Consider the following 15261-nt stretch of genomic DNA (forward strand, 5'->3'; position numbering starts at 1 on the left):
TTATGAAAGGTTATTTTTTTTTACTTGATAAAAAAAATTCTACAACTACCTTTTCAGATTTGCTCTTTGCTAAATCGCTTATTAAATTAGGATATAATATTGATATAGTTTATAATTTAGATGAGAAGTTATCTATTTTGAATAACTGCGATGCAGATATAATATTTTTTCAAAAAACTATTCAATGTCCTGCTCATACATCAAAATATATTTCTAAATTAAAAAACAAAGTATTTCTATGTCATATAGATGATGATTTTCAAGATATGAAAAGCATTGAACACATTAATACCTTAAAAATTTCAGACTTAATCTTAGTTGGAACAGAATTGCACAAAAAATCACTTCAAAGCTATGTTTCTACTCCTATTGAAACTATTTCTTGTTTATTAGATGATAAAAATTATCCTTATACTTCACCAAGAGAAAACTTAACTCCCGTGCCAATAATAAGTTGGCAACAAAGTTGTGCTGATGCTTACGTAAATGATTTATTATCAATTTCCTCTTCTCTAATTAAATTACATGAAAAATATAATTATACTTTAAATTTATACGGTTGGCATATGGGAATTGATTATCCTGATTTAAGCAAACCAGTAAGAGAAACCTTTCCATGGGCAAATTTAATTCCATATGAACCAATGGAGAAATATTTGATAAATATTGTGCCTAAAATCAGTAAGTCTGATATTTTTATATTACCTTATATCAATATTCCTGACCGTATTGGTAAAAGTGGTTTTTCACTTAAAAGAATTATGCTTTTAGGAATTCCTGTAGTTGCTTCATGCACTGATCATAATAAAAGCATTATTAATGATGGAATAGATGGCTTTTTAGCTTCATCTGAAACTGAATGGTATAATAAAATAGAAGCCCTTATTTTAGATAAAAATTTAAGATTTAACTTTTCTAAATTAGCAAACTTAAAAATGAACACTGACTATAATGAAGATATTATAATAGATAAATTTATTAATAACGTAAAAAAATATTTTAATAAATTTAATAATAAATAGTAAGAATTTTAAATAACTTAACTCTAAAATATTAATCAAAAAATATAACTAGAAAATATATTTCTAGTTATATTTTTTTATGCAATTTTTTCGATAAATTTACAATTTATATAACAAAGATAAATTATTATGAATATTATAATAATGAATATAAGGAGGACCTTTTTATGGATTTATATGAATTATTAAAATTGAAAAAAGAAAAGTTATCAGTCATAGGACTTGGATACGTTGGAATAGGTCTTGCTATTGCCTTTTCTAAAAAATTAGATACTATTGGCTTTGATATAAATAAAAATAAAATAGATAAATATTTAAATGGAATTGACCCTACAAATGAAGTTGGAAGTGATGAGTTAAAAAAAACAACTCTCAAATTTTCTAGTGATCCATCTTCACTTAAAGATGCAAAATTCCATATAATAGCTGTTCCAACGCCTATAAATAAGGATTGTACCCCTGATATTACACCTATTATAAAAGCTTCTGAAACAGTAGGTAGATTTTTAACACCTAATTCAATAGTAGTGTATGAATCTACTGTATATCCAGGATTAACTGAGGAAATATGTATTCCAATTTTAGAAAAAATGTCCGGATTAACTTGTGGAAAAGATTTTAAGGTAGGATATTCTCCTGAACGTATTAATCCTGGCGATAAAGTTCATACCTTACAAAAAACAGTAAAAATAGTTTCTGGAATTGATTCTCAAACCTTAGATATAATAGCTAAAGTATATGAATTAATAATAGAGGCTGGTGTCTATAAAGCTGAAAGTATTAAAATTGCTGAAGCAGCAAAAGTTATTGAAAATTCACAGAGAGATATTAACATTGCTTTTATAAATGAATTATCTTTAATTTTTGATAAAATGAATTTAGATACCTTAGATGTATTAAAAGCCGCATCAACTAAGTGGAATTTTTTAAATTTTTCTCCCGGTCTTGTTGGTGGTCATTGCATTGGTGTTGACCCTTATTATCTAACTTATAAAGCAAAACTGCTTGAATATAATTCACAAGTAATTTTAGCTGGAAGAACTATAAATGACAGTATGGGAAAATATATTGCCGAAAAAACAATAAAATATTTAATAGAAGCTGGTGCCTCAATCAAAAATAGTAATGTAGCTATATTTGGGATTACCTTTAAAGAAAATTGTCCCGATATCCGTAATTCAAAAGTTTTTGATATTATTAAAGAACTTAAAGAATATGGTATTAATATATTAATTACAGATCCAATAGCTTCTAAAGATGATGTACTAAAAGAATACAACTTAAATCTTATTGATATAAAAAATATTAAAAACGTAGATGCTGTAATAATTGCAGTTTCTCACGATTTTTACAAAACCCTATCGTTTGATTTTTTTAATAATATTTTTAATCCTAACACAACTCACGTACTAATTGACGTAAAAGGTATTTTAAATAAAAATAAAGCTAAAGATTTAGGTTATTTATATTGGAGGTTATAAAATGGGATATGAAAATATAAAGTTCCCACCTAACACAAGATTTTTAGTCACAGGCGGAGCAGGTTTCATAGGCTCTAATTTAGTAGAAGCACTTCTAAATAAAAATTGTTTTGTACGAGTCTTAGACAACTTTTCAACTGGTAAGCAAAAAAATATAGAACCATTTTTAAAAAACAAAAACTTTCAATTTATTAAAGGTGATATAAGAGATTTTAATGTATGCAATACTGCTTGTTACAATATAGATTATATTCTTCATGAAGCAGCCCTTGGCTCTGTTCCAAAGTCTATTAAATTTCCACAACTTTACGAAGATGTTAATATAAATGGAACTCTTAATATCTTTGTAGCAGCTCGTGATAATAATGTAAAAAAAGTAGTATATGCTTCATCATCTTCAGTTTATGGTGATAACTACTCACTACCTAAAAAAGAAGATTTTATAGGTATGCCTCTTTCACCATATGCTCTAACTAAAAGAGTTAATGAATTATATTCTTCTCTCTTTAGCTCAATTTATAATTTACAAACTATCGGACTAAGATATTTTAATGTATTTGGTAAAAATCAAGATCCAGATTCCCAATATTCTGCTGTAATCCCTAAATTCATTAAATCATTTCTTAATGGGGTTACACCAACAATAAATGGAGATGGACATTATTCACGGGATTTTACCTATGTTGAAAATATAATAGAAGCTAATCTTAAAGCTTGTATTTCAGATGAAAGCTTATCTGGAGAAGTTTTTAATATAGGTTGTGGTGATACTATAACTTTAAATAAACTTTATTCTATATTAGCTTCTTCATTAAACTTTAATTTACCACCTATATATGGACCTACTAGGCCTGGAGATATTCCTCATAGTAATGCTGATATTAGTAAGGCAAAAAAACTTTTAGGTTATTCCCCTAGTTACTCCTTTGAAGATGGTATTAAATTAACTTTAAATTGGTATAAAAAAAATCTCTATATTTAGAGATTTTTTTTAGTTTTATTTACTATATAATATTACTTTTTCACAAATATATTTAACATCATCTTTAGTTAGTCTTAAATGAAGTGGCAATGAAATTATTCTTTCACTCATATATTTTGAATATGGGCAACATCCATTTTCACAAGGATATATATTATACTCTGTATTATCCCTATAATGAACCCCTGGAAAAATTTCATTTTCATTTAATTTAGTAATTAATTCATCTCTATTATTAACTGCTATAATATAAAGATGTCTACTACTTTCACATCCCTTTGTAATAGGTACTCTTTCTATTTTCTTTTCACTTTTATCAAAGTATTCATCATACCACATTGCTACTTGTCTACGATATCTATTATCTTCATCTAAATACTTCAATTGAACAAGAGCAATCGCTGCCATAATAGAATTACCATTATATTTATATCCTAAATAATTCACTTCATATTTCCACTTATAATTTCCCTTATCCCTTGTATAAGTATCTTTATCAATACCTAACCAACTAAGCTTCCTTACTAGTTCATCATCTTCCTTTTTCTTAAAACAAATTATTCCTGAATCTGCAGTAGGTAAATTTTTTACTGCTTGAAAAGAATAACATACTGCATCAGCTTCTTTTCCTACTATTTCTCCATCTAATCTTGTACCAGCCATATGTGCTGCATCTAATATAAGCTTTAAATTGTACTTTTCACAAAGTTTTACTATTTCTTTATATCTTCCTACATTTCCGCCTAATCCTACAAACATAATAGCTCTTGTTTTCTCGGTAATTTTTTTCTCAACATCCCTTGGATCTAAACATAGATATTCGTCTACATCAGCAAATACTACCTTCAAGTTTTCATACATAATAGCATGATTAGTTGATACAAATGTTAATGGTGTAGAAATAATTTCATCTCCATCATTCCATTTATTTTGTATTTTAAAAACCTTAACTGCCAAATGAAGAGCTGCTGTATCAGAATTTAGAAAATGAGCATTGTTTAGCCCTGTATATGCCTTCCACTTCTCTTCAAATTCAACTGTTTTATATCCTATTCCTGTCCATCCCTTTTCAAGACATTCTTTAATTTCATCTAAACATTCATCTATTCTAAAGGTAGGAACAAATAATTGTATTGCCATATCTACTCCTTATTTTTACTCATTAGAAATATTACATTTAATATCATTTTATGCTAATATTTTTGTATAGTTCCCAATAATCAAAAAACTTCGTCCTAAAATATAGGACGAAGTATATCTATAAATAGTTATATATCTTTATTATAAATTTATTTATCTAAAACATATCCATAAGCTCTTACTTTACCATCTTCCTTTTCAAGATAAACACCTTGAATTTCTGGAGCAAACCCTGGGAATTTATTAATTCCCTCTTCTAAAATAGAGAAATACTTTTGAGCTACAGTATTCCATCTCTCACCCGGTACTACACAAAATACTCCTGGTGGATAAGGAAGCGCTCCTTCTAATGCAATTTCTCCAACTATATCACTTAGTGGAACTAACTTAGCATTATTTCTCTTAAGCTCAACATTAGCTTCATTAGGATTCATAACATACTCTGGAAGAGAATCTCTTCTAAATAGTAGCTTTTGATAAGTCTTTGCATCATTTTTCTTATAAAAATCATGCATTTCTTGGCATAATCTTCTTATTGTATATCCCTTATAACGTTCTTCATATTTAGCATATAACTTAGGTAGAACTTCACTTAATGGTGCATCTTCCTTTATAAGATTTTCAAATCTTACTAAATGGTCTACAAGACCTTTCATTTTTGAAGTACTTTCTGCTGGTGTTAATAAAAATAATATTGAATTTAAATCATTCTTCTCTGGTACAACTCTATGATCTCTTAAATAGTTTGCTAAAATAGTGGCTGGTATACCAAAATCCTCATACTTACCAGTTTCTATATCTATACCTGGAGTTGTTAACATAAATTTATTAGGATCTACAAAGTATTGATTTTCTCCGTAGCCTTCAAATGAATGCCACTTTTCTCCTGGATAGAATTTAAAGAATTCAATATTATTTGCTATTTCTTCTGTAGGATAATCTTGCCATAGTTTTCCATTAACTACAGGAGGAATAAACGGTTTTAATAATTCACATCTTTCTAAAACGTCTTTTCTAGCTTCAACTCCAACTTTTATACAATCTGCCCAAAGCTTTCTTCCTGCTTCCCCATCTTGCATTCTTGCATTAACATCTAAAGCTGCAAATAAAGGATAAAATGGACTTGTTGATGCATATAACATATAAGCATTATTAAATCTCTTATGATCTACATAACGCTTTTGCCCTTTAAGGTGACTATCCTTCTTGTGAATTTGAGATGTTTGTGAAAATCCTGCCTGTTGCTTATGTATAGATTGCGTAACTAATATTCCAGGATCATCTGGTTTTAAATCTAATAATAATGGAGAACAATCTCTCATCATAGGTATAAATTGCTCATATCCAACCCATGCTGAATCAAATAAAATATAATCGCAAAGATGTCCTATTTTATCAACTACCTGTCTTGCATTATATATAGTTCCATCATAAGTTCCAAGTTGAATAACAGCTAATCTAAATGGTCTCTTCTCTTTTGCCTTTTCACTATCAACTTTAGCTGCTTCACTTCTTAAATACTCTTCGTTAAAACAATGAGCATCTATTCCACCGATAAATCCAAATGGATTACGTGAAGTCTCTAAATATACAGGTTTTCCTGCTGATGAAACTAAAGCTGAATTATATATTGATTTATGATTATTTCTATCAAATAAAACTAAATCTCCAGGAGAAACTATAGCATTTATAACTACAGAATTAGATGTACTTGTTCCATTCATTACAAAATATGTTTTATCAGCATTATATACCTTCGCTGCATAAGTTTGTGCTGACATTGCTGGACCTTCATGTATTAATAAATCCCCTAAATCAACATCTGCATTACATATATCTGACTTAAATATATTTTCTCCAAAGAATTCATACATAGCCCTTCCAGCTGGATGCTTAACAAAATATTGCCCACCTTGATGCCCTGGACATGCGAATTGCAAATTACCTCTTCTTGAATATTCACTTAAAACATCAAAGAATGGTGGTAACATTTCTTCTTCATATTTATCAGCAGCCTTATTTAACTCTTTACTAAATTCCTCTTCATTTAATTCATTAATATGTATTATCTTATGTACCTTATTTTTTATTTCATCATTAATTTCATCAGTTTCTGCTAAAACAAATATTTCTATCCCAAACCTTGTATCATATATGTCATTTATACTTTCTATATCACATTCATTAACTACAGCAGCTGCTACATCAGTATAATCTGTTGTACCAACTTCTATAGTTTCCCTATCTGTGAAAAAGTAATTTCTAGTTCTTTCAGTACAAGCAATCTTTAATGATTTCATGCCTTTTCCCCCTATCTTTTTAGTCTATATTTTTATAATTTACATAATTAATAAAATATATTTATAATATATTTTATTAATTAATATCCTAATTATATAGTCACCTTATTTCAATGTAAATGATATAAATATAATATATTAAAATATTAATCAAATTGTATTTAAAATAAAGATAGCTAGGTGATTATTTACCTAGCTATCTTTATTTTATAATTTATTTATTAACATATTCTCTTTTTATCTTTTTTGATGTTGTCTTATCAAATTCTGTTTCTCTTATGATTACCTTATTAACTCTTTTATAAGTAGGAAGTTTTAAATTATATTCATCAACAACCTTTTTTATTTCATATTCAATATTTCTAATTCTGTTTTTAGATAAGTAATCATAATCTGGATATATTTCAGCCTTAATTACATCCTTCTCTTCACTAACTACTATTTCTTTAATTATTCTATTAACTAATAGATCATTTTCTAATTCCTCTGGCGATACATTCTCTCCATTAGCTAAAATTATAAGGTTTTTTCTTCTTCCAGTTATATAAATATAATTATCTTCATCTATATATCCTAAATCCCCGGTTTTAAGATATCCATCAACTAAGGTTTCTTCTGTTTCCTTAGACATTTTATAATATCCCATCATAACACTAGAACCTCTAACATATATTTCTTCATCTATAATCTTAGCTTCACAATTAGGAAGTAACTTTCCTACTGATTCCTTTTTTACCTTTCCAGGTAGATTGGTACTTATTGCAGGAGAACATTCTGTCATACCATATCCTTGTATTATCTCAATTCCAAATTCCTTAAATCCATCAATATACTTTGGATTTAAATATGCTCCTCCACTATAAATAGTTCTTAAATTTCCTCCTAAGACCTCTTTTGCAACAAGCTTTTTAGGTAATATTGCACTTCCATCTATTAGTTTATTGTATAATCCCTCTATTACCATAGGTACAAGACACATAACTTCAGGTTTAAATAATTTTAAATTTTTTGAAAATCTTATTATTGAATCATTTATACAAATACAAAGTCCAGAATATATTCCTTTTAATATATCCATAGTAAAACAAAAAACATGATTTATAGGTAGTACAGTCATAGAAACTGTACCCACTTTAAGCTCCATATCGCATGCAGTAGCATTATCAGCAAGATTCCTATGGTTAAGCATTACCCCCTTACTTTTTCCTGTAGTTCCTGATGTAAATAATATAGCACATAATTTTTCATTATTAAGCTCTGTAAAAAAATTCCCCTTATTCTTTTCCATTAATTCATTTAAAGATAAAGAAAAATCATTATCATTTTTTTCTGTCATTGAAATTATATACTTTACCTTAGGACACATGTCCTTAACTGCTTTAGCTACATCAATTCTATCATTATCATATATTAATACTTCTATATCTGCTCTCTCTACCAATTCACATACATCATTTACAGAAAGCTTATCATCTATTGGAACAATTACTCCTCCTGAATTTACTACACCAAAATAACTTATAATCCATGGATAAGATGTTGAACCTATTATTGCTACATGCTTTCCTAAAACTCCTAATTTCATTAACACATTACTTACTGTTTCACTATCATATTTTATATCATTATAAGTTTTACTATTTATTTCATTTTTACTAATCTTATATTTAAAAGCAATGTTATCACCATACTCATTAGCAGCATAATTTATTATATCTCTCATATTTTTAATACTACTCATTACATGCCCCCCAAGCTATTGATATTATATACTCCTTATCCTTTATAACTACCTTTTCCTGCTTAAAATTAAATCCATTTATATTACATAAAATATTAGTATCATTATCACTTATTTTAAACTCAACATTCCTCATTCCATAAGATAAGCCTTGTCCAATACATTTTATAAACGCTTCCTTCAAAGTCCAAAGTCTAAAGAAATACTCATCTCTTCTATTACTAAATTCCATATTTTTTCTCTCTACTTCTGTTAATGTCTTACTAATAACATATTTATTAATATTTTTTATATCCTCTATATCAATTCCTATTTTCATTTTATTTACTGAACATACAACAACCTCATTACAATGACTTATGCTAAAATTAAGAGGACTTTTTTCTAAATATGGCTTACCTTTTCTACCGTACTTATACTTTAAGTCCTCTTTCTTAAAATGAAACTTTTCTATTAAATTTTTTTCTAATAAACTAAATGCTTCCTTGTGAAGCTTATTATTTCTCTCTACCCTTGAAAGATTTATATCTATATTAATGTATTTATACCAATACATTTTCTGTTGTAAAATTACTTATATAATCTAATAAATCTTCAATTGTAATTATATTAAGTACAGCCTTTTCATCTACTTCAAAATCAAATGCATCCTCAATCTCACCTATTATTCCCATAAACTCATAAGAATTAATTCCTAAATCTTCTATTAACCTTGTTTGTAAAGTTATATCATCTATATTTAAATCTATATATTCATTTAAAATTTCCTTTACCTTCTCAAATACCACTATTAACCTCTCCCTTAAACACTTTCTATTATTTCTTCTATTGTTTTATATGGATTATTAATACCTTCAAATAAAATTCTACAAATATAATAATACATATATTGTAGTTTTTCAGGTGTAACTCGTCCTGTTTGATATTCAAAATTAAAATCTAATCCATTATCATTTGATCTATGCATTACTGTTAAATATAATGCATGTGCACAAACACCATTAGAATACCAATTCGTTTTATAGTCTATATTATCAAAACTTACAGCATGTCTATTTTTTTTATTAGTTTCTTTCATAGTTAACGGCTGATATGTTAAACTAAGTGGCTCATAAGTCTGCCCTGGTTCATTATTATAAAAATTAGTTCTATAATTTAGATACTCAACAGGATTAAAATTAGCATGACGAAATAATGAATTTTGAGCATACCTTATTTTCTTTATTCCATCCATAAATGTTTCTCTTTTACTAACTATAGTTCTACAAGGAAAACAATGTATTCTTGTACCTCCACTTTTCTTTTCTGATAACGTTGCTCTTCTTGCAACTGTACTCATTATAGAAACATCATCTTGATTATTAAACTTTTGCAAATATGTTCTAAGTGCCATCATTAATAAACATACCATTGGAATCTTATTTTCTTCACAAAACTTTAATAATAAATGTGAAGGGTACTCCTCTAAACTAAATACTGTAATGTTAGCATCAACATTATTGCTAACATTAGTTACATTTCTTATGTTATCATTACCTCTTCTATGTCTTTCTTCTAATAATCTCTCTATTCCATCTATATCATTATATATAGGTTCTGATTCTTCAATTAACTTTTTAAAATATTCCCTATCCTTATATTGAGCCTTTGATCCTGATTCATACTCTAAATCTTTTTCTATTTGTTTTATATAAGAATACATTTCCTTAGGATATTCTATTCCTTCATATCTTTTATAACAATATATTTCAATTATATCTCTTAAAAATACTATTAAGCTTTGTGCATCCATAGTCATATGATCAACTAGTAAATATATTCCCTTATAATTATCTGGAGTTATTATCATTACTACTTTATTTAAAGGAGAATTTTCTCTTTCAAATGGGGTCTCTGTCCATTCCCTCATTTTTAATTCAGCCTCTTTCATTGTATATCCTGAAAAATCATATAGTTCTATATCACGCTCTTCTTTATCTGCAACATATTGCATTACATTTCCATCTAAGTCAGTAACAAATCTAAGTCTCATTGCTTCGCATCTAGAATACGCTTCGTATATTGACTCTTTTAATATGTCAAAACTAATATCTTCCTTTATAGTTAAACTAGTTCCTATATTTAATACTTGCTTTTTAGGACAATATTTTAAAGTATAAAAATGAAGTTTTTGAGCTGCCGTTAATGGATATAAGCTCTTATAATCAATTTCATTAAGCATTAATTTTCACTTCCCTATCTGATAAATATCTTTTTATAAAATCGTCTACTTTCCTTTCATATTCTTCTGTTTCTTTATAATATGACTCTGCATGTCCTGCTCCTTTTACTATAAAAAGAGCTTTTGGAGAAGAACAATTTTTATATATCTCCTCAGTCATACTACAAGGAACAAATGAGTCACTATCTCCATGTATTAATAACATTGGAACCGTTGCCTTTTTTACTTCTTCTGCTGCATTACACTGATCTAATCTATATCCAGCTAACTTTTTACTCATTATACTTGCTATTTTTATAATAGGATATGGTGGTATATGATACATATTTTTTAATACTTCACTAAATACCTCTGCTGGTGAAGTAAATGCAGAATCTGAAATTATTCCTTTTACATTATTAGGAAGTTCTAATCCTGATGCCATTAATGCTGTAGCACCTCCCATAGATGTTCCATGTAGTAATATTTCACAATCTTCACCTAATAAAGAAATTACATATTCAATCCACCTAACTAGATCATTTCTATCTAAGCATCCAAATCCAATATATTTTCCTTCGCTTGCTCCATGGGCCCTAGCATCTATCATGAGAATATTAAAATTTCTCTCTAAATAAAATCTAGATATTGCAGTATAATCACTTATCCCAGCTGTACTTGAATATCCATGTAAACAAATAACTATCTTTTTAGAATTTTTCTTAGGAAATAATATACCATGTAGTTTTAAATTATCATCAGATTTTATATAAACATCCTCATGTTCTTGCTTTATAAGCCAATCCTTCTTCTTCTTAATTTCAGGAATATATTTAACCCACTCTGTGCCAGACATCCTTTTAGTTCTTTCTACATCAGCTTTATTCCTTACTAAAGTTCTTTTTAACAAATATGATGCTATTGTCACTTCTGTTGCTGCAAAACATAATATTCCACTAATTATTAATTTTTTACTCAATTTACACCTCTCAACTAGTGAAATTTTGGCCAAAATTTACTTATATTTTTTATTAATTTGAAACATATTTTCATCATCTAATATATCTGATACTGCATAGTCATATTGCCTTAATTTTTCTGTTGCCATTTCTAAATTACTTATTGTATCCTTAATCTTCTTTTTGATATACTCTCTATATTTGCACATTAACTCTCTTCTTTCCTCAATAGTCTCATCACCTTTTAAATATAAAGTAATATATTCTTTTATATTGGAAATAGGCATATCAATATCTCTAAGATTTATAAGCATTTTTATCCATTCTAAATCTTCTTCTGTATATCTTCTTACACCATTTTCATCCTTTTTAACAAATGGAGTTAACCCTTCCTTATCATAATATCTAAGAGTATATACTGAAATATTAAGTTTTTTAGATGCATCCTTTATTAAACATTCCATTTTATCCCTCCTGTAACTTCATTATAAATGCTAGAGTGCACTCTATGTCAAACATGATATTGTTACATAATTTGATAATAAGCTTCCTGATTATATATATTTCCTCGGAAATATATATTTTTTTATGTTATATTATGTAAGTTAAACCTTTACTCTTATTTTCAAATATTTTTATAAATAATATATAAGAGTTAACTACATAAATTTATTTTAAAATCTATTATATAAATAGCTCTTTATTTTTATAAATTACATATTTACAAAGTAACCTACATTATCATTGTTTACTTGTAGCAATTTACTCACTTAAAGCTTAATATATTATATAAAAATAATTTTATTACTGGAGTTATATGTGGGTATTTATATATGTATATTATTGTCACTTATTTGCTTAAGTATATTAATTTACTCAACTTTTAAATCTGATTATAAATTTAGGCTAATTGCTAAGATATTTACCAGCTTATGCTTTTTACTAGTATCTTTATTTTCCTATCTAAGTAATCCTATTAATCCAAAATACTTCTTTCTAATTTTTATTGGATTAATTTTTTCATTTATAGGAGATGTATTACTTGGAATTAATACTAAAAATCATAATATAAAAACTAATTTATTTTTAAGCGGCGGCTTTGCATTCTCCATTACTCATATCTTTTACTCAATATGTTTTATAACCTTAGTCGGAATTCATATTAGAGATTTTATTTATGCAATATTTATATCATTTATTTTATTATCAACTTTAATATGCAATAAAAAACTAACTATTAATAAATATCATTTACCTGGTATTATATATTGTTTAATTATAAGCTTCATGCTTTGTAAAGCTATTTCTTTAATAACTGTAAATTCATTAAATTTAATTGCAAAATCTTTAGTTATTATTGGTGCAACACTATTTGTAATTTCTGATTATCTTTTATCATTATTTCTTCTTAATAAAAACTGTCCAAAATTTATTAGTAGACTAAATTTAATTACTTATTACCTTGGACAAATACTCATAGCCTTAAGTATATTATATATTGCATAGTCAAAAAGCTAGATAATCGTTTTGATTATCTAGCTTAAATTATTTATATACTTAATTTATTTTCTCTATTCATTGGATTTTAATGCATCAATCATATTAACTTTCTTTAATTTAATATGCATCAAAATCATAACAATAACTGAAAATAATATAGTTAATAGTGCAGAGATTATATAACTACTAACTGAAATATTAGGATACATCATCATAGTATCTGTTTCTGCTGTATTAATTATAAATATATGCAGTATCTTACCCAATACTGATCCTGTAATAACTCCAATTAATGTTAAAATTATATTTTCTCGTGATATATACATAGTTACTTCATTATTAAAGAATCCAAGTACCTTAATAGTAGAAAGTTCTCTTATACGTTCTGATACATTTATATTGTTTAAATTATATAAAACAACAAATGCAAGAGATCCAGCTGCTACTATTATTACTATCATAACTAAGTTCATGCTATCATTTGAATCTTCAGTAGTTTTTTGAATTTGCGACTTTAAAGTAACATTAGTTACTTTATTACATTCTAAAAGCTTTGAAGAAATTTCATTATCATCTTCTTTATCAGTATTGAAGTTTATAAGTTGAGTATTATATATAGGCTCTTTTCCAAATATCTCTTTATAGTATGCTGGTGACATATATACATAATGACTAACATAATTTTCAGTTATATTATATACTTTAACCTGGTGACTATTATTATCTTCATCCTTCAATATTATTGTATCATTAACTGATACCCCTAAAAGTTTTGCTAATTTTTCACTAATAATAACTCCACTATCATTAATTGTATACTTTTCCCCTGAAGGTCTATCATCTAATAATATAAAATCATCAAATTTATCAACATTTTCCGGTACATATAAAGATGCAGTTTGTTTATTCATTCCCTCTCTGCTAAATGTTATTGATTCTTGATGAAGATTTATACTATTCTCATATCCATTTATCTGTTCTAGAGTATCCTTATATTTTTTATCATCTTCATCACTTGAGTTTTCATTAAGTATTACCATAGCTTCATATTTCCATACTTTATTAAACTCTTTATCTACCATTCCTGCATTAGAATCCTTTAATCCAAACCCAGTTACAAGCAATGCCATACAACCAGCTATTCCTAATACAGTCATTATCATACGTTGTTTATATCTAAAAATATTTCTTAAAGTTACCTTATGATTAAAACTTAATCTTCTCCATAATGGTGTAATTCTCTCTAATAATATTTTCTTTCCTATCTTTGGTGCTTTAGGTCTCATTAAATTGGCCGGCTTATCTTTTAATTCAACCTTAATAACAAATAATGCAGCTCCAACAGTACATAAAATTGATATAACTACTGATTGAATAATATATGATGGATAATAGTATAATATTATTTTAGGTACATTATATATACTTCCATAAGCATTACTAATTACGCTTGGCAATGCTGTGCTTCCAATTAATATTCCTAGAATACAGCCTGAAATACTTGCTATTGAAGCATATATTATATACTTCCAAGATATTTCTAAGTCCTTATATCCTAAAGCCAGATATTATTTTGTAAACAAAAAGATAATAGAATCTTAGAAAGAATCCTATCTGTTGCTAGTAAAGCTGACTTTGAAAAACTATGTAGTAATTCAAGTGAATTCATTAAATCTAATATAGACTACTTTATAAGATATTCGGTAGGTGGATGTATTTCTATTATTCAAGCTTGGCTGGAAAATGACTTACCTCAATCCCCTTCTGAACTTGTTGAAATAATTAATAACATAAATACTTTTGATAGAAAATTAATTAATTGCCACCTATAAATTAGGTGGTTTTCTTTTTATTCATAATTAGTTTATTTTTAATTTATAAAAGTAGTATAATATAGATAATATTGTCAAAATAAATACAACTATTATTCCAAATC

The 15261-nt window shown here is 26.9% G+C and carries 14 protein-coding genes; 5 read left to right on the plus strand and 9 right to left on the minus strand.

Translation table 11 applies throughout. From position 1 onward, the window contains the following. Positions 1-2 precede the first annotated feature (2 nt). The 3 genes from Q0G30_RS08815 (at position 3) to Q0G30_RS08825 (ending at position 3485) form a co-directional block, all read left to right on the plus strand. Positions 3-1022, plus strand: a complete 1020-nt coding sequence (locus Q0G30_RS08815) for a hypothetical protein (RefSeq protein WP_195467273.1) — start codon at positions 3-5, stop codon at positions 1020-1022. Positions 1023-1189: 167 nt separating this feature from the next. Continuing rightward, positions 1190-2503 (plus strand): nucleotide sugar dehydrogenase, encoded by a 1314-nt coding sequence (locus Q0G30_RS08820; protein WP_294388978.1) that lies wholly within the window; start codon positions 1190-1192, stop codon positions 2501-2503. Position 2504: 1 nt separating this feature from the next. Next, positions 2505-3485 carry an SDR family oxidoreductase gene (locus Q0G30_RS08825; protein WP_291656982.1) on the plus strand — a complete coding sequence of 327 codons (981 nt, stop codon included), beginning with the start codon at positions 2505-2507 and terminating at the stop codon, positions 3483-3485. A 15-nt stretch (positions 3486-3500) separates the two neighbouring features. Here the strand turns inward: Q0G30_RS08825 and Q0G30_RS08830 are convergent, their stop codons facing one another. From Q0G30_RS08830 to Q0G30_RS08865, 8 genes are all read right to left on the minus strand, one after another. After that, positions 3501-4625: a DegT/DnrJ/EryC1/StrS family aminotransferase gene (locus Q0G30_RS08830; RefSeq protein WP_294388979.1), complete on the minus strand. Its 1125-nt coding sequence runs from the start codon at positions 4623-4625 to the stop codon at positions 3501-3503. Between the two features lie 149 nt (positions 4626-4774). Then, positions 4775-6925 (minus strand): ornithine decarboxylase, encoded by a 2151-nt coding sequence (speC, locus tag Q0G30_RS08835; RefSeq protein WP_294388980.1) that lies wholly within the window; start codon positions 6923-6925, stop codon positions 4775-4777. 214 nt (positions 6926-7139) lie between these two features. After that, positions 7140-8666, minus strand: coding sequence for an AMP-binding protein (locus tag Q0G30_RS08840; protein WP_294388983.1), 1527 nt, complete (start codon positions 8664-8666; stop codon positions 7140-7142). Beyond that, positions 8659-9222 (minus strand): 4'-phosphopantetheinyl transferase superfamily protein, encoded by a 564-nt coding sequence (locus Q0G30_RS08845; protein ID WP_294388986.1) that lies wholly within the window; start codon positions 9220-9222, stop codon positions 8659-8661. Before Q0G30_RS08845 ends, Q0G30_RS08840 begins: the two co-directional genes overlap by 8 nt. Beyond that, on the minus strand, positions 9209-9454 hold the full coding sequence (locus tag Q0G30_RS08850) for an acyl carrier protein (RefSeq protein WP_294388987.1): 246 nt from the start codon (positions 9452-9454) through the stop codon (positions 9209-9211). Before Q0G30_RS08850 ends, Q0G30_RS08845 begins: the two co-directional genes overlap by 14 nt. Positions 9455-9468: 14 nt before the next feature. Then, positions 9469-10887: a condensation domain-containing protein gene (locus Q0G30_RS08855; protein WP_294388989.1), complete on the minus strand. Its 1419-nt coding sequence runs from the start codon at positions 10885-10887 to the stop codon at positions 9469-9471. Beyond that, complete coding sequence (locus Q0G30_RS08860; protein WP_294388991.1) at positions 10880-11845, minus strand: alpha/beta hydrolase; 966 nt, start codon at positions 11843-11845, stop codon at positions 10880-10882. Before Q0G30_RS08860 ends, Q0G30_RS08855 begins: the two co-directional genes overlap by 8 nt. A 36-nt stretch (positions 11846-11881) precedes the next feature. After that, a complete protein-coding gene (locus Q0G30_RS08865) occupies positions 11882-12289 on the minus strand; it encodes a MerR family transcriptional regulator (RefSeq protein WP_294388994.1) in 408 nt (135 codons plus the stop codon). Positions 12290-12644: 355 nt separating this feature from the next. Between Q0G30_RS08865 and Q0G30_RS14400 the strand changes: the two genes are divergently transcribed. Next, the gene (locus Q0G30_RS14400; RefSeq protein WP_366013766.1) at positions 12645-13331 is read left to right on the plus strand and encodes a lysoplasmalogenase; all 687 of its coding nucleotides are present in this window, start codon (positions 12645-12647) and stop codon (positions 13329-13331) included. A gap of 65 nt (positions 13332-13396) precedes the next feature. Here Q0G30_RS14400 and Q0G30_RS08870 read toward each other — a convergent pair whose 3' ends face one another. Next, complete coding sequence (locus Q0G30_RS08870; protein WP_294388996.1) at positions 13397-14890, minus strand: ABC transporter permease; 1494 nt, start codon at positions 14888-14890, stop codon at positions 13397-13399. Here Q0G30_RS08870 and Q0G30_RS14405 point away from each other — a divergent pair, their 5' ends adjacent. Then, a complete protein-coding gene (locus Q0G30_RS14405) occupies positions 14891-15157 on the plus strand; it encodes a TetR-like C-terminal domain-containing protein (RefSeq protein ID WP_366013768.1) in 267 nt (88 codons plus the stop codon). Positions 15158-15261 lie beyond the last annotated feature (104 nt).

Origin of the sequence: uncultured Clostridium sp. (genome assembly GCF_934754925.1) — a bacterium.
Taxonomy (GTDB): domain Bacteria; phylum Bacillota; class Clostridia; order Clostridiales; family Clostridiaceae; genus Clostridium.